This window comes from Kingella negevensis (assembly GCF_030177895.1).
GTDB lineage: Bacteria > Pseudomonadota > Gammaproteobacteria > Burkholderiales > Neisseriaceae > Kingella_C > Kingella_C negevensis.
Map to the genome: position 1 here is coordinate 301,602 of NZ_CP123448.1, position 20,068 is coordinate 321,669.

Here is a 20,068-nt window from a genome sequence, read left to right on the forward strand (position 1 = left end):
CAAGCAATGCCAACTTATGCCATTCTTGATTCACAAAGTGTCAAAACAGCTTCTAGCGCACATGATAAAGGTTTTGATGGAGGTAAAAAAATCAAAGGTCGTAAGCGACATATAGCTGTTGATACGTTGGGTAATCTATTGTCTGTTGTGGTTCATGCAGCCAATATTCATGACACAAAAGCAGGTATTTTTGTAGCAAAAAAAGCGTTTGAGACCTATCCGAGTTTAAAAGGTTTCTGTGCGGACGCAGGTTATCGGAATACATTTGAGCGTGAAGTATCAGAGCAATTGGGTTTAACTGTTGAGATTTCAAAGAGAATTCAAGATATTTCTTGGCATATTCTGCCCAAACGTTGGATTGTAGAACGAACGTTTGCATGGTTAGGTTGGTCTCGACGTTTAGCAAAAGATTTTGAGCAGACGAATTTATCTGCTGAAAATTTTGTTAAACTAGGGTATATTTCACAAATATTAAAATTTATCAAATAGTTGTTTGTGAATACGGGTTCTTAGTAAAATCGAGTTTATTCTAGTTATCTAGGGGCTATTGACAATTCAAAAAAAGAGGCAAAGGATATAAGATATTGTTTCCACACAACCATCCTAAACCTTTGCCATGTCCCGAAACACGCTTACAAATGAAACATGGTCAAGACTGTTGCCCATTTTGAAACAGCTTGGCATTTATCGCAAGAAAAATTTACGCAAAACAGTAGAAGGTATCCTGTTTCGCTTACGTACAGGCTGCCAATGGGCTGATATACCTAGTTATTTTGGTAAAGCAAACAGCCTTTACCAAAGTTTCAATCGCTGGTCTAAACGCGGTATTTTTACCAAATTATTTAAACATTTGGCAGATACACCCGATATGGAATGGGTCTTTATGGACGGTAGTCATATCCGTGTTCATCAACACGGCATGGGTAAAAAATCCATTGTGCATCAAGCTGTCGGTAAGAGTATCGGAGGTCATACGTCTAAAATTCATTTAGCGGTTGATGCTTGTGGTAATCCAATTGAATTTATGATTACAGCTGGTAATGTAAATGAGATTGTTGTTGCGCCTGATTTATTGGCACAATTGGACTTAAGTGATAATGAAACCGTGTGTGCTGATAGGGGTTTTGACAGTGATACTTTTCGTCGGTTAATTCATTCTAAACAAAGTAAAGCCAATATTCCATATAAGAAAAATAGAGAACATCTTAATGTGGACACAGATTGGTATTTATATAAAATCAGGCACTTGGTAGAAAATGCTTTTGCACGATTAAAGCATTTTCGTGCACTGGCAACACGGTACGATAAATTAAAACGTAATTATGAAAGTACCGTGTCATTAGCTTGTGCTTTGATTTGGTTAAAATTATAGCTAAAATGTCATTAGCCCCTAGGACAGCCCCTTTAATTTTTGTACTGTTTGATAATAAAGCTGATTGGTTTCATAAGCGACAATATCAACGAATAAAACTTGTTTACTCACACTATCCATTAAAACCAACGCACCAAAAGTATGCCCAAAATAAGTCGTATCCAAAATTACATTCACTTTTTTCGGGTGCGAAAAGTGATTTTGTTTCGTTGCTCATTTTAAGCGGCGTTGAATTGTTTTGGTGCTGCATTTTGGTACTGTTGAGCCAGTTGCTCAATGGTGCGATGTTCATCGCGATATTGTTGCCAAAGTTCATCGTTATTTAAGCGTATTCCACCGTTTAAATACTTCTTACATTGGGTGCAAAAATAGCGTTGTTTATGGTTATGCGTTCCGTATTTTTGAACGGAATTTGAGTGGCAAAAAGGGCATTTTTTGTGTTCAAAGCATTTGACCTATCTGAAAGCCTTTAAGCATAAGGCTTTCAGCGATTTTTACCAACCATTTTGTCCTTTAACCCTTATTTTGAATTTACTATACATTAAAATGCAGCCTGAAAACCATTTTCAGGCTGCATTTTCTGTTTTCAGGCTGCGTTACCAAACATATTTCACGGTTGTCCCTGCGGATTTGCGTGAACCTGTTTCGTTGCCCTTTGCATAACCCACAAACACATCTGCATTCCAGTTGCCAAACTGCGCGTTTAAGCCCAACTCGTTTTCCCAGAAGCGTCCGAATTGTTGCGTTAAGCGATAGCTATTCACGTCCAAATCCGCTTTGCGATTGGCATTGCGATAAATGCTGCTGAAAGTTGGCTGCAATTTCACGCCGTTGCTCAACGTGATGTTGTAGGCAAGATTGATGCCTGCGTATGGCGCGACGATGTCTGCGCTTGGAGCGTTTACGCGTGTGTTGCCCAGCCAATAACGTGTGCTGCCTAAGTGGTAATAGCGCGTGCCGATGTGTGGTTGAATTTGCCAGTTGTTCACGTTTAGGCGATAGCCTGTGCTGATGCCTGCTTCGGCAACATTGCGTTTAAAATCAGCGTGAGTGTGTTCCACGCTGACTTTGCTGCTGGCGCGACCAATGCCTGCGTCTGCGGCGATAAACATGCCGTTGTCAAACTGGGCTTTGCCGTACACGCTGCCGATGGTGGTTTTGGTGTTACCATCTGCGTCGCCGTCAAAATCCAAATCGGTTTGGGCGTGGCTGAGGGCTGCACCGATTAACACATCGCTGTTTTGTGTGCGAATGGTTTTGTCTGCGCCCAGTTGGGTGAGGACTTCTTCGTGTTCGTAACCGCGATAATTATCGGATTCGTGTTTGGTTTTTTGCCAGTCGGTTTCTAGCCACACGCCTGTTTGGTCGCGGTGGGTTTTGTGAACGCGTTGCTCAATACGTTTGCCGATGTGTTCCAAGGTATACGCTTGCGCGGATAGTTCGGACAGGGCGGTGTTGCTGTATGCGCTGACTAACTTAGCTTGTTGCTGTTGCAACAATGCGGCTTCAGCTTTTACTTTAGCGAGCGCAGCAGCTTCGGCTTCTTCTTGGGCGCGTTTAGCGGCTTCGGTGGCTGCGCGTTTTTCGGCTTCTGCTTTAGCTAATTCCGCTTGTTTACGCGCAAGTTCATCGGCGAGTTTTTGAGCAGCTTCAGCAGCCTGTCGTTCAGCTAATTTACGTGCTGCTTCCTGCTCTGCCAATCGCTTCGCTTCTTCTTCCGCACGTTTTTGTGCTGCTAATTTCTCAGCTTCTTCTGCCAAGCGTTTTTTCTCAGCTTCTGCCGCTTCGGCAAACTCTTGCTCTTTCACAGGACTGTGCAAGTAGTAATCGTTTTGCGCGTTACTTGCCAAGTTGTAACGCCACGCGCCTGCGTCCACATAGCCATTTTCCAAGGCAATGTTCACATCGCTAGCTTTTTGCGCGGCATTTTGCAATTTCATCAACACCAGTTTTTCAGGCTGCGTGGGTTCGGTATCGGTGTTTTTAACCGCCAAAGTATGCGTACCTGTTGCTGTGCCGTTCACAATCACTTGGTCGCCACGATTTTGGGCAATATCGGTGTTAAAACCCCATTTCAGGCTGCCTGAAAGATTGCCGTTCACGATTAAAGTGTGAAATTCATCGGGCGCAACATTGGTTGGGTGCAATACGATTTCGCCATTTTCACCTGCCAAATTGCCAATAGTTTGGTTGCTTGGCATATCCCACAGCGCGTCTTTTTTCATGGCGAGCGTGGTGCTGTTTTCGGCTTTCAGGCTGCCTGAAAAGTGGGCTTTACCCAAAGTTAATTGCGCGGAATCGCTTAAAGTGGCGTTGCCTGCCCATTCGGTGCGCGTGAGATTTGCCAACGCGCTTTCGCTCACGGCGGTAGCGTTGTTGATTTCGCATGAAACTGCGCCTGATTGGTCGGAACGAACGCACACGGGGGTTTCGCCAGCCACATAGCCCACCGTGGCGCGAGCGTTGTCTTGCACGACAATATCGCCTTTCACATTGCCAACATTGCGCCCGAAATACAACGCGCCTTTGTCTTTTGCTACAAACTGGGTGGCAGCGAAATCGCGCGTCATCCAGTCGTTTTCGTCAAAAATTTCGGTTTTGTTTTGGTGGTCGTAAGCGTGTGGTGTGTGGCGACCCGACAATAATAAATTGCCGTTGCTCACGGTGATATTTCCGTTCACGTTCGTGCCGCCTGAAATCATCAGCAAATCGCCTGTGATATTGCCTTGATATTGAAAATCCAATGCGCCATTTTTGCGATTGCTGTCGGTTTCGCCAATCCAGCCGTTGAATGCGTGATAGCGTGCGGCGGTGCGTTTGGCGTTTTCGCGTTCTAAATAGGTTTCAATCGCTTTGGCTTTGTCGCTGCCTAAATATTCCCAGTTGCCGTTGCTTGTGCCGTTGGTTGGGTAATAGGCAGACGGATTGCCGTTTGGTTTCAGGACGAAATAGTCTTTGCGTCCTGATGCCCAGCCGTTGGTGTATTCATACATACCTTCGCTGCGTTGCCCCCAATTTGACCATTTGATGTTATCAACAGTCATTAAAACAGGGGCTGTAGTTTGCACGGTTACGGTGGCTTTTTGGTCGGTGTGATTGACGATTTGTGCACCGTCGTCCACGTTTTGAATGTAGTTGAACTGGGCGTTTTGTCCGTTCACATCCAAGCGTCCGCCGTGATAGCCAAAATAGATTTTGTTCAAATCCATTTGGTCGGCTGTGCCTAACACAACGGTGGGTCGTCCGCTGACGATGCCTAATTCGGAAAACGCTTGTTTGCTGCCTGAAACGTCGGCGCGTTGGTTTAGGATAACTGTGCCGTCACCCACACTAATGCTGCCTGAATTACCACCTTCGCCGCTCACGTTTAACGTGCCTGTGCCAATTTTGGACAATCGGTCGCCTGTTGGGTTTTTCACTTGCCAGTTTACGGTTTTGTCTGCATCGACAGACACGCCTGCGCCTTGGTGCGTGAAGTTGTTATCCGCCGCGCTGACGGTGTAATTGCTGTGAAAATGCAATGCGCCTGCGCCTTGGTTGATGCTGCTGCCGAGCTGGATTGTGCCGTTTTCGCCATTGATGTGCAGCGTTTTGCCGTGCTGCAATTTATTGGCTTCGGTGCTTTGGGTGTCGTCGTATAAATCTACGTTGGCAACGGTTGTGCTGCCTGATGTGATGTTGCTGGTGTTGCCGTTGGCAATCCAGTTGAACGTGTTTTCAGGCTGCGTGTTGTTTAAAGGCGCGGTGGTGTCGTCTGCGATAGATTGCGCATTGAATGTCGGGCGCACGGTTTGTACGCGGTATCTTGTGCCTGTTTTGGTTGTGCCGTCTGGCCCACTCCAGTTGGCTTGCAATACGCCAATCAGCACCCAACGGTTTTCGGTGATATCGTAGGCATAAACAGGCGAGCCGCTGTCGCCTTGCATGGCGTAGGCTGGCAAGGCGGTGGTGTTGTAATCGGGTTTGTAGTAATCGTTGTCTTCAAAGTCCAAATGCCCTTTGCCTGACGCGATAATTTTGAAGGCGTTGCCGCCAATGCGATAGGTGTACGCGCCGCCCATGTCGGTAGTTGTGCCGTCTGTGTTGCGCAAAAATTGTGTGCCGCCGCCCATGCGGATAAATACGGGGAAGCGTTTGCTGTCGCGATACGGATTTTTGCTGTTGTCCACTTCGTATGGATTGACGCTGCTGACGTTGGCTGGCGCGGTTTCGGTTACCAATTTATGCAAACGTGGTGCGTGGTAGTCGTAAAACAGATAAGGGTCGGCGCGACTGAATTCGTTGCGGTCGGTTAATTGATAGCTGTAAACGTGTTGGTTGGGATTGTTGCCTGCGTAGCCAAACTCGGCGGTTTTGTAGCCGCCGTTGTGCTGCACGCTAACGAGATATTGTGGGTCGATTAGCGTGGCAACGGCGGAGTTTCGCAAGGCTGCGCTGAAATCGGGCATGCCAATGCCATCTGGCAGCACGTTGCCGATTGATACACCGCTTTTGTTGATAATGTTGAGATTGGTCGCGCCTGCTGTGAAACGACCGCGATTTTCAGCGAAATCGCGGTAGAGTTGGTAGTCAATGTCGCTGCGTACACCTGATGAATGGGCGTGTTGCGTCATGGCGGTTGGGATTAGGATAGATAGGAGTGTGCGTGTGAAAATACGGCGAGCGATTTTGTTTTTCTTCATAGCGGCTGGAGTGGGATAAAAGGTTGTTTTTCAGTTGGTTTTTTGTTTGGTTGATAAAAATCGGGGCGGATTATAGCAGTAAATAAGAAAAAATCTAGCGGAATTTTTTGCGTTTAGTTTCTGCAAATGGGGTAAATAAAAAGCAGCCTGAAAAATGGTTTTCAGGCTGCTTTTTGTTTAATCTAGCAAACGATGCTGTACTAATTTCTTGCGTAATGTATTGCGATTTAAACCGAGAATGGCGGCGGCTTTGCATTGGTTGCCGCCACATTGTTCCATAACGTATTGCAGCATGGGTTTTTCTACTTGAAATAGAACCATATCGTACACGCCGCAAGGGGTTTCTCCATTTAAATCATAGAAATATTGAGCCAAGTTTTTCTCAATGCAATCGGCAATATCGGGGATATTAGACATGATATTTATGGGTAAAGTGATTTCGGTTTTAAAATGAATAAGAATACGATTATTGGCGATTTTGTTCTAAATCAGTCAAGGCTTCGCGGGCTAATGTGGCAATTTGGGGATTAGTACTTTGGTTAATCGCTTTGCGATACCAAATAGTGGCTTGAGCTTTATTGGCTTCTGTGCCTTCGCCATCGTGATACAGCGTTCCCAAAATATATTGCGCTTCAGGAAAGCCTTTTTTTGCTAAGATTTTTACTTTTGCAAATGCGGCTTTGCTGTTATCCGCTCGCCAATCTTCGCCGACTTCTTTCATCATTTGGCGGTATTCGTGTACTTCTGCTTCTGTGAATTGTTTATCTGCATAAGCAAAAGTTGATGATACCATCAATCCTGCTAGTAAAATCGCTTTCATTTTCATAGTATTCTTTCGGTATAAACAAAGCGTTTCAGGCAGCCTGAAACGCCTAGTTTTCAATATTTCATTCCAAACGATTATTTCCAGTAACGCCACCATGGCATATCATCAGCTACCCACGCTTTTTCTAAATAGGGGCTTTGTGGGAAGTTTTGTTTTAATACACGATTGGTATCTGCTGCTAATTGTGCATGTCCCATTTTGTCGTAACTAAAAGCCATAATGGCTAAGGCTTCTTCTACATAGCGCGTATTTTGGAATTTACGCAAAACTTCTTGTGCGCGGTTGTTTGCGGCAATGTATGCGCCACGTTTGGCGTAATAGCGTGCAATCGCTAATTCATGTCCACCTAGTGCGTCCACTAACTGAGCCATGCGCTTGCGTGAATCTTCTGCGTATTTGCTTTGTGGAAAACGGCGCACCAATTCTTCAAAGGCAAGATAAGCGCGGCGGTTGGCTTCAGGGTCGCGGTCTGACCAGTCTTGCGATGCTAATTTTTGCAAGAATGATTGGTCTTCATCAAATAGGATTAAACCACGCAAATAGAGGGCGTAGTCCATATCTACGCTAACAGGGAAGTTGTGCTCAAATCGCACTAAAGCATTCAGTGCTTTGGTTGGCTCTTCGTTTTTGTAATATGCGTATGCAGTGTCAATCAATGATTGTTCGGTGAATCGTCCATCTGCTTGGCGTGAACGCAATACATCATATAATTTAGCGGAACGTTGATAATTGCCACTGTCTAATTCTGTTCGTGCTTCGCGGTATAAGCGGTTATTCGACCATTCTTTGGTTTCGCGAACTTCTTTATCGATACTGTTTTTTTCAGTAGCACAAGCGGATAGTGCTAATGCGATAGAAATCATTAACAAGGTTTTTTTCATAGATAATTCCTTTGCAAATTGGGCACAATTTAACCACAATCTGTGTGGTTTTCAAAGTGTTGTAATGAATTATATTTATATTGTGGGTATTCACATTTTAAGAAAAGGGAATGAAAGGAAAGATTAAATCGCGATAGATAGAGGGCTGTGGCGCACCCGACTTTGCTTCTAAAATCACTCTACCTTAATACATTAAGACCCTAAATCTCCCTATATTACCCTATTAATCAAAGAGTAATATAATAAACCACCCTACACAGCTACACTTCAACCTTATATTAATCCATAATGATTGCACCAAATTTACACCAAGATTTAAAGGTAATCATTATGGCAACATTCACACAGCGCGGCGATAAATGGCGCGTACAGGTTAGAATAAAGGCGTATCGCGTCCGCTACATTTCAACGCCATGCGGACGCAAAAGCATGGGCGACACGTCTAGAAACTCAAATTATAGATGGAACGCAAGGCAACGTGGCACGACATCTCACGTTTAAAGATTTAATAGACCGTTATGTTATTGAAATTATCCCAAAAAAACGCGGTGAGCGGCAAGAAAGAAACCAAGTGAATGTATTTTATCGTAGCGAATTACTCAATATTCCATTACCCGAGATTAAGCCTCAAGACTTCGTAACTTATCGAGATGTTCGCCTAAAAAGTGTAAAAAGTAGCACAGTAAACCGAGAGCTAGCTATATTATCCATTATTTGTGAATTAGCTATGCGAGAATGGGGATTGTTACACGAAAACCCAATCAGAAAAATCAGTAAACCCAAAAATCCAAAAGAACGTACACGTCGCCCAACTCAGCAAGAAATCAATGACATCTGTACTGCCTTAATCTACAATCTAAATGAACCGCCAGAACTAGTTTACCAGCGCGTCGCTGCTGCCTTTTTGTTTGCAATAGAAACTGCCATGCACGCAGGTAAAATTGTCTGGCTAATATGGAATAATATAGACTTCACACGTCGCCTTGCTCATCTACCCATGACAAAAAACGGGCATAGCCGTGATGTGCCACTGTCTAAGCGAGCGATAGAGATTTTAAGCAGCATGAAAGGAATAGATGTGCACAGGGTGTTTGCACTCACATCGCAAACGCTAGATACAATATTCCGCCAGGCAAGAGACCGGTGTCAAATTCAAGATTTGCACTTTCACGACAGTCATCGCGAAGCCTTGACACGCATGAGTAAAAAAGTGCCAGTGGAGACTTTAGCCAAGATTTCAGGACACTACCAAATTATTAACTTTAACAAGTAAGGATATCCAATGATAGATAGTAAAATTCAAGACCAATTAAACGAAGCCCTACAATTACACAACAACGTATGGGTAGACGAAGCAAAAACAATTTTAGCAAAAAATATTTTGTTGGATTTAGCAGAAAAAACTGACCCAGCAATTATCGGTTTGCTGCTGCAAAACGAAACGCTCAAACGCCATTTTTTTGCTGAAATAAACGGCGTATTTGTGTTCAAAACGCAAGATTTCCGTTTTTTCTTGGATAAACACAGCGTAAACAATTCCTACACCCGATTTGCCAACCGTATTGGCTTAACGGACGGACAACGCTTTTTAAAAGATAGCACCGATATTGTATTGGATTTTCCGTTTAAAGATTGTGTATTGAATGGCGGACAAAGCACCGAAGAAGGCGAAGAAATTTATTTTAAACGCAATAACAGCCAGCCAGCCAGCCAGCCAGCCAGCCAGCCAGCCAGCCAGCCAGCCAGCCAGCCAGCCAGCCAGCCAGCCAGCCAGCCAGCCAGCCAGCCAGCCAGCCAGCCAGCCAGCCAGCCAGCCAGCCAGCCAGCCAGCCAGCCAGCCAGCCAGCCAATTATACACTAAATTAACCCGAAAAAGACAAGAAATCTTTTTTAATCAAACGCTTGCTTTTGATGAAATTGACCGACTTTTTGACGCAAAAGCATTCTCAAAATTCTCTCGCTATACCCCAGACGGCAAACAAGCCGTTGGCGAAATCAAACGCCATTCAGACGGCACACCAGCCGAAAACCTTATTATCAAAGGCAATAATCTGATTGCCCTGCATTCGCTTGTCAAACAGTTTAAAGGCAAAGTGAAGCTGATTTATATTGACCCGCCCTATTATTTTAGGAAAAATAAGGCAGAGGATAGTTTTTCCTATAATTCTAATTTTAAATTATCCACTTGGCTTACCTTTATGAAGAATAGGTTGGAGATTGCTAAAAAATTATTAGTAGATGATGGAGTAATTTTTGTATCTATTGATGATGATGGTTTGGCACAACTTAAATTACTTATGGATGACATTTTTGAAAAAGAAAATTTTATTTCTTATTTTATGTGGATGAAAACAGCCACACCACCATCATTATCTAAAAATGTACGAAAGAAATTGGAATATATTTTGTGTTATCGAAAGAGTACATTTGAGGGATTGTTTGGCGGTATAGTGGAAGGTGGGGATATGCCTTTATTAAATGAAAGCAATGCATTAAATACATTAGAATTTCCCGCTTTTTCCGTACAATTTAAAATTCCAGATGGTACTTATTATCCTGCTAAAAAAGATAAAACAAAACTAGAAAGTGAATTAATTGTTTGTAACGGATGGAATAATACCTCTTTTAAATTATCAGGTAATTTTAAATGGACACAAGATACTATAACAGAAGAAATTAAAAATAATATAACCTTTATTATTAAATCTGAAAAATTTGCTATTCGTTATATTCGTGAAGGTGAACGTAATAAAAAGCCATCAAATTTAATTAGTAAAATGGAATGTGGAGTGGGGACTAATGAAGATGCAAAAAAAGAATTATTTAGTCTATTTGGGAGAGATATTTTTAAATACCCCAAACCTGAAAGTTTAATTTCTTATTTAATAAATATGGTTACTGAACAAGGCGACATCGTCCTAGACTACCATTTAGGCAGTGGCACAACCGCTGCCGTCGCCCATAAAATGAACCGCCAATACATCGGTATTGAACAAATGGATTATATTGAAACGCTTGCCGTTGAACGCTTAAAAAAAGTGATTGATGGCGAGCAAGGCGGTATTTCCAAAGCCGTAAACTGGCAAGGTGGTGGCGAGTTTGTTTATGCCGAACTTGCACCATTTAACGAAACCGCAAAACAACAAATTTTGGCGTGTGAAAGTGCAGGCTGCCTAAAAGCGTTGTTTGAAGATTTATGCGAACATTATTTCCTAAAATACAATGTAAGCGTCAATGAATTTAGTCAAATTATTAACGAGCCTGAATTTCAAACCTTACTACTTGATGAACAAAAACAAATGGTGCTTGAAATGTTGGATTTAAATCAGATGTATGTGTCGTATTCAGAAATGAATGACGCACAGTTTTCAGGCTGCCTAAATGATGAAGATAAAGCATTAAACTGCCAGTTTTATCAAGACGGAGAAAAAGAATGAGCAATAAAATTTTAGTTAATGCCATTGAAGAAGAAAAGAAATTTTTGCGTAAGAGGCTGCCTGAAAAATTAGCCATTCCTGAATTTATTACCCATAATTTGAAATATGATTTATTTGAGTGGCAACGAGAAGCATTGGAGAATTTTTTAATTTTTCAAGACCCACAAACTGAGTTGGAAGATTTTCCTGAAATCAAAAATCGTCCAACACATTTATTGTTCAATATGGCAACAGGCGCAGGTAAAACTCTGATGATGGCTGCGTTGATTTTGTATTATTTTGACAAGGGTTATCGCCATTTTCTGTTTTTTGTGAATCAAAACAATATTGTTGATAAAACAGAAAATAATTTTATTGACCCGACGCACGCGAAATTTTTATTTACCGAGAAGATTTTGCAAGGTGATACGGTAATTCCTATTCGCAAAGTGGAGACATTTAGCCAATATTCAGACGGCATTGAAATTAAATTTACCACCATTCAAAAACTATATAACGATATTCACACCGAGCGAGAAAATCAAACCACATTGGCGGATTTGCACGAATTGAATCTTGTGATGCTAGGCGATGAAGCACACCATTTAAACGCGCAAACCAAAAAAGGTAATACATCGGACTTGGATTTGGAGAAAGAAATTAATGACCGTACCAGCGATGCCGAAATTGAACGCAAAGGCTGGGAACATATGGTTCTGGAATTGTTGTTGAATAAAAACGGAAATTCAAGCCAATCCAAGAATGTCTTGTTGGAATTCACTGCCACGCTACCTGAAAAAGCGGAAGTGCAGGAAAAATACCGCGATAAAATCATTGCGAAATTTGATTTGAAAGATTTTTTGAGCAAGGGTTATACGAAAGCGATTAATTTAATTTCTTCTACATTTACGAAAAAAGAGCGCGTGTTACACGCGCTGCTGTTTGCTTGGCATCGCCATCAAATTGCGTTGAAACATGGCATTGCCAATTTCAAGCCTGTGATGTTGTTTCGCAGCAAAACGATTGATGAATCTTGGTCGGATTATCGAGAATTTTTGCAATGGTCGCAAAATATTCAGGGGTCGGATTTTGAATTTTTAAATCGGCTTTCAGGCAACCTGAAAGCGGACGAAAATGAAAATGAACAAGGTAAAACACGCACGGAACAAGCGTTGGCGTTTATGCGTGAGCAAGGCTTGGAAACGAGCCATATTGCGGATTGGATTCGTCAATCTTATCAGGCGCACAATGTGATTATTACCAATTCACAAACCAATAAAACCAAAAAAGAAAAAACCGACAGCGAAACCGAAAAATTGCTAAACAATTTGGAAGCGACTGATAATCCAATCCGTGCCATTTTTACGGTAGATAGATTAACTGAAGGTTGGGACGTGCTGAATTTGTTTGATATTGTTCGTTTATATGAGGGGCAAAATGGCGGTGGTTCAAACAAAAAATCAGGCAAAACAGCAAGTGCAACGGTATCAGAAAAACAGCTAATCGGGCGTGGTGTGCGTTATTTTCCGTTTGTGTTTGGCGATAAATTACCCAATAAACGCAAATTTGATGAAGATTTACAGCATGAGTTGCGTGTGCTGGAAGAATTGTCTTACTACACGCATGATGAACAATCACGCTATATTTCTGAATTGAAAGCGGAATTGCGTAAAGATGGTTTTTTGCCTGAAAACTCGGATAAGGTTTTAGTTGAAATTGGTTTAAAACCTGAATTTGCCCAAGATGAAAGTTTTAAAAATATTTTGATTTGGGTAAATAAAAAACAACCTAATCTGAATGCAAAAACCAATAATGCAGATAGTTTAAAAGCTAATCCGCAAACGATTGTTTTTACCGCGCATGGCAGTCAGGTTGTGCAGGAAACGCAATTTTCAGCCGATGAAAAAGATGAGAAATCGCAACAAATTGGCAAATCAGGTTCGTCTCATGAACCGATTACCATAGCGAAAATGGAAAAACATATTTTCAATAAGGCTTTGCATATCAAGGGGAAAAGGGCAAATTCCTTGTTTCATTTTAACCAGTTGCAAACGAAATTGAATATTGCCAGTCGTGATGAATTGCAAACGGATTTACTCAAAGATTGGAAAATTAAATTTTTGGGTTTAGGCAACAATCAAAAAATCAGCCCTGATGATAAATTGCAAGCGTGTTTGAATGTGTTGGATAAGGTTGAAGCGCATTTAAATCAAAGTGATAAGCCATTTGTTGGTACAACTGAATTTACATCAAAAAAATTGTGGGATATTTTCAGTCAGCCAAAACAAAAATGGGTTAATGCAACAGATATTAAACAATCAGTTATTCAAAATCATGATTGGTATGTGATGGATAATTTTATTGGCAATAATTTGGAAGAACAGTTAATTAATTATATTGTTAATGAGTTAAAGAATTTGCAAGCCAATTACGATGTGAAGTTAATCCGTAATGAAGAAGTGTTGAAATTGGCTAATTTTGACAATGGCGATGGTTTTATGCCTGATTTTATTTTATTACTGAAAGATAAACATCAATCCACCGTTAATCAAACAGATCATTTATTGCATTATCAAATTTTCATTGAACCAAAAGGCGAACATTTGATAGCAACGGATTCTTGGAAACAAGATTTCTTAAATGCGATTACCACACAATACGGTAGAAATAGGATTTTGCAAAAAGATACACCGCATTATCGTTTGATTGGCTTGCCGTTTTTTGCTGATAAAGAGAAAAATCCTAAACAATATGATAAGTTTGACCAGTTATTTCCATTGAGTTGATTTACCTGACAATTAGCATAATTTCAGGCTGCCTGAACAGGTAACAGGCAGTCTGAAAATCATAATTTGAAAAACAATCGCAATGGTTCATCAATCAATGCTTGAAAACCCATTTTTTCGTAAAACAATTTAGCTGATTCATCTTTTGCTTCTACCATCACAGCAAACGCAGCAATATCAGAACGGCTCACGCGCTAAATTGCATCAACCAACAATACGCGCCCTAATCCTTGTCCTGTAAATCGTTCATCAACTGCTAATCGTCCCAACAATACACACGGAATAAGCGGATATTTCGGCAATTTTTTGGCTTCGCTTTCAGGCAGCAAGTCAAGGCAAATACCTGTCGCTGCCAACGTATAAAAGCCAACTATCTCGCCTTATTCATTTTCCGCCACAAAACACGAACTCAATTTACGTTTTACATCTTGGCTAACGGTTTTCTGAAAGTATAGATCTTGTTGAACATTCATAGCTTGAGCCATTGATACGCAAGGGCTAGATGAACCCCACCAATATAAATACCCACACCCAAGCAAGATAAACGGGACAATTCAAAACAAAGTGGGATTAAAAACTGCAACGCCATTTCACACAGTGAAACAAAAAAACAAAGCGGACAACATCGTCCGCTTTTCGCATTTTTGAGCAAATCACAACCCACGAGCCAGCAACGCTTTTACGTGCAGCTTTGGTTGATTTTGAAAAAGGCGTAACCAGTAGCGTGAAAGTGAAAATTTCGCAAAACCAATTTGATGCGCTGGTGTGTTTTGTTTACAACGTAGGTTTGGACAGTTTGCGTAAATCCACTTTGTTGCGCCGTGTGAATGCGAAGGATTTTGTGGGCGCGGCGTTGGAATTTAGCAAGTGGAACACTTCGGGTGGACGTGCGTTGGCTGGTTTAACGAAACGCTGTGCAGCTGAGCGGACTTTGTTTTTGACTGGTGGTTAAATAAAAATAGCGATACATTTTTTGTATCGCTATTTTTTCAGGCTGCATTCTCGTGCTTGATAAACCGCCATTCGCCTAATGCCAAATCTTGCGTGTCCCACTGTCCAAATCGCTCACGGTGCAAATGCTCCACGCGGTTTCCTGCTGCGGCAACCATGCGTTTGACTTGATGATATTTGCCCTCGGTAATCGTCATTACCAGCGTTTTTTCATCGCGCAACACGGCTTCTTGTGCTGCAACAGTTTCATTATCATCATGCAGCAACACGCCATTTTTCAGGCTGCGACACAGTTTTTCATCGGCAGGGTGCTTCAGCGTTACGCGATACACTTTGGCGACTTTGTGTTTGGGCGATGTCATGCGGTGGTTAAATTGCCCGTCATTGGTAATCAGCAACACGCCTGTGGTGTCCGCGTCCAAACGCCCGATGGCTTGAATATCGGCGGCGCGAACTTGGTCGGGCAGCAAGGTAAACACGCTAGCGTAATCGCGTGGTTTGTGCGAGGTTTCGTAATCGGCTGGCTTGTTGAGCAGAATGTAGAAATACGGCAATGGCACAACAATCGCGTCTTCGCCTTCAATCGTGAGCGTTTGCACGTTTTCAGGCTGCACTTCGGTTTTTTCGTTGGTTTGCGTTTCGCCGTTGATTTGCACTAAGCCGTTTTTAATTAGCCATTGGCAACCTTTGCGTGTGTCGATGCCTTGGGCTTGTAAATATTTGAGTAAATTCATAAAAAATCCAAAAGAAATAAAATGCAGCCTGAAAATATGTTCAGGCTGCATTTTATTTTACAAAATCTTGAATACAAAGAAAATCAATGTATGCAATAAAAACAGTGGCACGAGTATGCCAAACGACCATTTCATATAACCGAAAAAGCTAGGCATGGGGACTTTGCGTTGTTCGGCAATGGCTTTCACCATGAAGTTTGGCGCGTTGCCGATGTAGCTGAGTGCGCCCATAAATACTGAACCCATGGAAATGGCGAGCAAGGTGTGGAACAAATCGCCACGCATTAAAACGTGAGGATCTGCGCCTGCCATGTTGAAGAACACGAGATAGGTTGGGGCGTTGTCCAAGAATGCGGATAACAAGCCGCTCATCCAAAAATACATGGTGTTAATCGGCTGACCTGCGCTGTCGTGAACCAGCGAGATAATCCCTGCGAATGCGCCTTTTTCGCCTGCCTGCAAAATGGCAAGAACGGGCGAAATGGTGATGAAAATACCAAGGAATAATTTGCCTACTTCGGCAATCGGTTCAAAATTGAAGTCGTTGCCTGCGCGAACTTGTTTTGGCGTAATCAGCAAGGAAATTACGGTAAGCACAATTAAAATGGCATCGCGAACGAGGTTTTGCAAGGCGTATTGTGTGCCGAGAATGTTGAAACCTTCATGTGCTGGTTTCCAAATGCCTGACAGCAATACTGCGCCAATCACGCCACCGAGTAGTAAGAAGTTCCATTTGCCGTAGATTTTGAAACCGTCAATTTCATCGTACAAATCTTCTTTTTGGGTAGTGTCGGGTGTTGGGTCGTGCGGCAAAATTTCATCGGGTTGTTTGAAATAGTGGTTGTCTAGCCAGTAAAACGCGCTGAGCAACACAATTGCGCTAATCAAAACGGGTGGCAGCATGTGTTTCACTGTCCATGAAAATTCTATGCCTTTTAAGAAGCCGAGGAAGAGTGGGGGGTCGCCCAATGGGGTTAAGCCACCGCCAATGTTTGCCACTAAAAAGATGAAGAAAACAACCACGTGAACGCGGTGTTTGCGGTTATCGTTGGCACGAAGCAGAGGGCGAATCATCAGCATGGCTGCGCCTGTTGTCCCCATAATTGAGGCGAGAGTTGTGCCAATCGCCAACAATGCGGTATTCAGTTTCGCTGAACCGTGTAAGTTGCCCCAAACGAGAATGCCACCCGAAATGGTAAACAATGCCAGCAGCAATAAAATGAACGGAATGTATTCACCAATCAGCGCGTGGGCAATCAGATGAACGCTCTCGTGCGCCCCAAAAACCAGCGTGAACGGGGTAAGAAACAGAACGGTTAAAGCGGCAGTTATTTTGCCGTAGTGATGATGCCAAAGGTGCGCAAACAGCAACGGACCTGTGGCGATAGACAATAAAATCAGGACAAAGGGAATGCCCCACAATAAACTGAGTTCAGCACCGTTAAATTCCGCCGCATTTGCAAAAGCGGGTAAAGCCAGCAGCGAAACAAGGGCTACACGAGATAAGTTCATAAGGTGTTCCTTGTTATTGTTGTGAAACGTGGTGAATTGAGCTTTAAATGATTATCACATGATGGGTAATCAATCGATTTTTCATTCAATGAAGTTTTCGTGGGTAACGAATTTTATTGCTGAGAAACCATGATAGGGTCAATTAAAAGAATGATGAAATGATACGACTTTATAGCCTTGTTTCATCTTGATTTTAATCAACACAATAGCCATTTAAAATTTAATCCAGATAAAAAATGCAGCCTGAAAAAATGGCTGAAATCGATTGTAAAAAAAAATATTTGGTTTGACTAGTCTTTTATAACTAATTGCAGCCTGAAAAAAGGAGTATTGCAAAGAAAAAATTACTAAAAATACACGCTTTTAGAGTGCAAAAAACCGCTTTCAGGCAGCCTGAAAACAAAAAACGAAATTCACTGTAATTTTAAAAAATTTACAAGATAAGCATTTGATTTAATAAAGAAACATAATTATCAAAATCGCGCAAGACCTATTCAGAAACCCCAAAAATACGCTATCATTCGCCCCGCTAAACAACTGCAAAATGCCGCCGCAATCACGGAAACGCATTTTGCCTTTATTTTTTTGGGATAAGACATGAATACAAGCACATTAAAAGTAACCAAACGCAATGGGCAACTAGAGCCTATCAATTTGGACAAAATTCACCGCGTATTAGACTGGGCAGCAGAAGGATTGAAAAATGTATCAGTGTCTCAAGTAGAGCTGAAATCCCACATTCAATTTTATAACGGTATCCACACCAAAGACATCCACGAAACCATTATCAAATCTGCTGCCGATTTGATTTCAGAAGACACGCCCGACTATCAATATTTAGCCGCGCGTTTAGCGATTTTCCACTTACGTAAAATCGCGTATGGTGAATACACACCGCCACACCTGTTTGACCAAGTGAGCAAATTAACGCAATCAGGCAAATACGATAAACACATTTTAGAAGACTACACACGCGAAGAATTTGAAGAATTAAACCAATATATTGACCACGAACGCGATTTAACGTTCTCTTATGGCGCGGTGAAACAATTAGAAGGCAAATATCTAGTTCAAAACCGTGTGTCGGGTGAAATCTACGAAACACCACAATTTTTATACATTTTGGTGGCGATGTGCTTGTTTTCAAAATATCCCAAAAGCACACGCTTGGATTATGTGAAACGCTTTTACGATGCCGTTTCCCTGTTTAAAATTTCCTTGCCAACACCGATTATGTCGGGCGTTCGCACCCCAACGCGCCAATTTTCAAGCTGCGTCTTGATTGAATGCGATGATAGCTTGGACAGCATCAACGCAACCACATCAGCCATCGTGAAATACGTTTCACAACGCGCAGGTATCGGCATTAATGCAGGGCGTATTCGCGGTTTGGGCAGCGAAATTCGCGGTGGCGAAGCGCAACACACAGGCTGCATTCCATTTTTCAAAATGTTTCAGGCTGCCGTAAAATCTTGCTCGCAAGGTGGCGTTCGCGGTGGTGCGGCAACTTTGTTCTATCCGCTGTGGCATATTGAAGCGGAGAGCTTGCTGGTATTGAAAAACAATCGCGGCGTGGAAGAAAACCGCGTTCGCCATTTGGATTATGGCGTACAAATTAATAAATTATTGTACACACGTTTGATTAAAAATCAGGATATTACGCTGTTTTCGCCAAATGAAGTAGAAGGTTTGTATGACGCATTCTTTGCTGACCAAGATGAATTTGAACGCCTATACACGCAATACGAAAACGACCCAAACATTCGCAAACGCACCGTTCCAGCATCAGAATTGTTCTCAGCTTTAATGCAAGAGCGCGCAGGCACAGGTCGCATTTACATTCAAAACGTAGACCATTGCAACACGCACAGCCCATTTGACCCACAAGTTGCGCCAGTTCGCCAGTCTAACTTATGTTTGGAAATTGCCTTGCCAACCAAGCCTTTAAACAACATCAATGACGAAGAAGGCGAAATTGCGCTGTGTACTTTGTCTGCGTTTAACTTGGGCACGATTTCGGATTTGAGCGAATTTGAAAATCTGTCGGATTTAACTGTTCGTGCATTGGACGCGCTGTTGGATTATCAAGATTACCCTGTTCCTGCCGCGAAAAAAGCGACCATGAATCGCCGCACTTTGGGTGTGGGTGTGATTAACTACGCGTATTATTTGGCAAAAAATGGCGTGAAATACAGCGACGATAGCGCGATTGGTTTGACGCACCGCACGTTTGAAGCGATGCAATATTATTTGCTCAAAGCGTCTGTGAATTTGGCGAAAGAATACGGTGCGTGTCCGTTGTTTGGCGAAACGACCTACGCAAAAGGGATTTTGCCGATTGACACTCACAAGGCGGATTTAGATAAATTCTGTACCGAGCCATTGCATTTGGATTGGGAAACTTTACGCGCTGATATTGTGAAATATGGTTTGCGAAACAGCACTTTAACTGCGTTAATGCCAAGCGAAACCAGCTCACAAATCGCCAACGCGACTAATGGCATTGAGCCACCGCGTGGTTTGGTAACGGTTAAAGCGTCTAAAGACGGCATTTTGAAACAAGTTGTGCCTGAATTTGACCGCTTGAAAGGACAGTACGAAACGCTGTGGCAAATGGGTGGCAATGACGGTTATTTGAAATTAGTAGGCGTGATGCAAAAATTTATCGACCAAGCGATTTCTGCCAACACTAGCTATGACCCGAAACGCTTTGAAGGTGGTCGCGTGCCGATGAATCAGATGCTGAAAGATTTGCTATCGGCGTATAAATATGGTGTGAAAACATTGTATTATCATAACACGCGAGATGGCGCGGACGATGTGCAGCAAGATTTGCAAGATGACGGCTGTGCAGGTGGGGCGTGTAAGATTTAATTGTTTGATATAATAAAAGTAGCCTGAAAATGTT

Annotated in this window: 16 protein-coding genes and 2 pseudogenes; 8 read left to right on the forward strand and 10 right to left on the reverse strand. The window is 42.4% G+C overall.

Going from position 1 to position 20,068, the window contains the following annotated elements; genetic code table 11:
* The first annotated feature begins 6 nt into the window (after positions 1 to 6).
* On the forward strand, positions 7 to 489 hold the full coding sequence (locus tag QEO93_RS01625) for an IS5 family transposase (RefSeq protein ID WP_085815393.1): 483 nt from the start codon (positions 7 to 9) through the stop codon (positions 487 to 489).
* A gap of 127 nt (positions 490 to 616) precedes the next feature.
* Positions 617 to 1,372 carry an IS5 family transposase gene (locus tag QEO93_RS01630; protein ID WP_085815416.1) on the forward strand — a complete coding sequence of 252 codons (756 nt, stop codon included), beginning with the start codon at positions 617 to 619 and terminating at the stop codon, positions 1,370 to 1,372.
* A gap of 18 nt (positions 1,373 to 1,390) precedes the next feature.
* Here the strand turns inward: QEO93_RS01630 and QEO93_RS01635 are convergent, their stop codons facing one another.
* The 6 genes and pseudogenes from QEO93_RS01635 to QEO93_RS01660 all read right to left on the reverse strand — a co-directional run bounded on the left by QEO93_RS01635 (position 1,391) and on the right by QEO93_RS01660 (position 7,761).
* Positions 1,391 to 1,549, reverse strand: a complete 159-nt coding sequence (locus QEO93_RS01635) for a hypothetical protein (RefSeq protein WP_157686223.1) — start codon at positions 1,547 to 1,549, stop codon at positions 1,391 to 1,393.
* Between the two features lie 41 nt (positions 1,550 to 1,590).
* A pseudogene (locus QEO93_RS11655) lies at positions 1,591 to 1,767 on the reverse strand (hypothetical protein); the annotation flags it as partial.
* Positions 1,768 to 1,968: 201 nt separating this feature from the next.
* On the reverse strand, positions 1,969 to 6,054 hold the full coding sequence (locus QEO93_RS01645; RefSeq protein WP_052368618.1) for a S6 family peptidase: 4,086 nt from the start codon (positions 6,052 to 6,054) through the stop codon (positions 1,969 to 1,971).
* 177 nt (positions 6,055 to 6,231) lie between these two features.
* Positions 6,232 to 6,471: a Fis family transcriptional regulator gene (locus QEO93_RS01650; protein ID WP_032136333.1), complete on the reverse strand. Its 240-nt coding sequence runs from the start codon at positions 6,469 to 6,471 to the stop codon at positions 6,232 to 6,234.
* A gap of 49 nt (positions 6,472 to 6,520) precedes the next feature.
* Positions 6,521 to 6,874 carry an SEL1-like repeat protein gene (locus QEO93_RS01655; protein ID WP_157686224.1) on the reverse strand — a complete coding sequence of 118 codons (354 nt, stop codon included), beginning with the start codon at positions 6,872 to 6,874 and terminating at the stop codon, positions 6,521 to 6,523.
* An 80-nt stretch (positions 6,875 to 6,954) separates the two neighbouring features.
* On the reverse strand, positions 6,955 to 7,761 hold the full coding sequence (locus QEO93_RS01660) for an outer membrane protein assembly factor BamD (RefSeq protein WP_032136335.1): 807 nt from the start codon (positions 7,759 to 7,761) through the stop codon (positions 6,955 to 6,957).
* Positions 7,762 to 8,239: 478 nt separating this feature from the next.
* Between QEO93_RS01660 and QEO93_RS01665 the strand changes: the two genes are divergently transcribed.
* The 4 genes and pseudogenes from QEO93_RS01665 to QEO93_RS01680 all read left to right on the forward strand — a co-directional run bounded on the left by QEO93_RS01665 (position 8,240) and on the right by QEO93_RS01680 (position 13,963).
* The gene (locus tag QEO93_RS01665) at positions 8,240 to 9,034 is read left to right on the forward strand and encodes a site-specific integrase (RefSeq protein ID WP_089152862.1); all 795 of its coding nucleotides are present in this window, start codon (positions 8,240 to 8,242) and stop codon (positions 9,032 to 9,034) included.
* Positions 9,035 to 9,043: 9 nt separating this feature from the next.
* Positions 9,044 to 9,271: pseudogene (locus QEO93_RS01670) on the forward strand (site-specific DNA-methyltransferase); the annotation flags it as partial.
* A gap of 133 nt (positions 9,272 to 9,404) precedes the next feature.
* Positions 9,405 to 11,198, forward strand: a complete 1,794-nt coding sequence (locus tag QEO93_RS01675) for a DNA methyltransferase (RefSeq protein ID WP_245832166.1) — start codon at positions 9,405 to 9,407, stop codon at positions 11,196 to 11,198.
* Positions 11,195 to 13,963: a DEAD/DEAH box helicase family protein gene (locus QEO93_RS01680; RefSeq protein ID WP_032136337.1), complete on the forward strand. Its 2,769-nt coding sequence runs from the start codon at positions 11,195 to 11,197 to the stop codon at positions 13,961 to 13,963. The genes QEO93_RS01675 and QEO93_RS01680 overlap by 4 nt, the downstream gene beginning before the upstream one ends.
* Before the next feature lie 59 nt (positions 13,964 to 14,022).
* Here QEO93_RS01680 and QEO93_RS01685 read toward each other — a convergent pair whose 3' ends face one another.
* Positions 14,023 to 14,154, reverse strand: a complete 132-nt coding sequence (locus QEO93_RS01685) for a hypothetical protein (RefSeq protein ID WP_003791865.1) — start codon at positions 14,152 to 14,154, stop codon at positions 14,023 to 14,025.
* A gap of 3 nt (positions 14,155 to 14,157) precedes the next feature.
* A complete protein-coding gene (locus QEO93_RS01690; RefSeq protein ID WP_228368968.1) occupies positions 14,158 to 14,319 on the reverse strand; it encodes a hypothetical protein in 162 nt (53 codons plus the stop codon).
* A 335-nt stretch (positions 14,320 to 14,654) separates the two neighbouring features.
* On the opposite strand from QEO93_RS01690, the gene QEO93_RS01695 reads away from it, so the two are divergent.
* On the forward strand, positions 14,655 to 14,915 hold the full coding sequence (locus QEO93_RS01695; RefSeq protein ID WP_052368620.1) for a lysozyme: 261 nt from the start codon (positions 14,655 to 14,657) through the stop codon (positions 14,913 to 14,915).
* A 37-nt stretch (positions 14,916 to 14,952) separates the two neighbouring features.
* Here the strand turns inward: QEO93_RS01695 and QEO93_RS01700 are convergent, their stop codons facing one another.
* Positions 14,953 to 15,648, reverse strand: a complete 696-nt coding sequence (locus QEO93_RS01700; protein ID WP_032136338.1) for a 16S rRNA pseudouridine(516) synthase — start codon at positions 15,646 to 15,648, stop codon at positions 14,953 to 14,955.
* Positions 15,649 to 15,705: 57 nt separating this feature from the next.
* Positions 15,706 to 17,160, reverse strand: coding sequence for a sodium:proton antiporter (locus QEO93_RS01705; RefSeq protein WP_032136339.1), 1,455 nt, complete (start codon positions 17,158 to 17,160; stop codon positions 15,706 to 15,708).
* A gap of 597 nt (positions 17,161 to 17,757) precedes the next feature.
* Here QEO93_RS01705 and nrdA point away from each other — a divergent pair.
* The gene (nrdA, locus tag QEO93_RS01710; protein ID WP_032136340.1) at positions 17,758 to 20,034 is read left to right on the forward strand and encodes a class 1a ribonucleoside-diphosphate reductase subunit alpha; all 2,277 of its coding nucleotides are present in this window, start codon (positions 17,758 to 17,760) and stop codon (positions 20,032 to 20,034) included.
* Positions 20,035 to 20,068 lie beyond the last annotated feature (34 nt).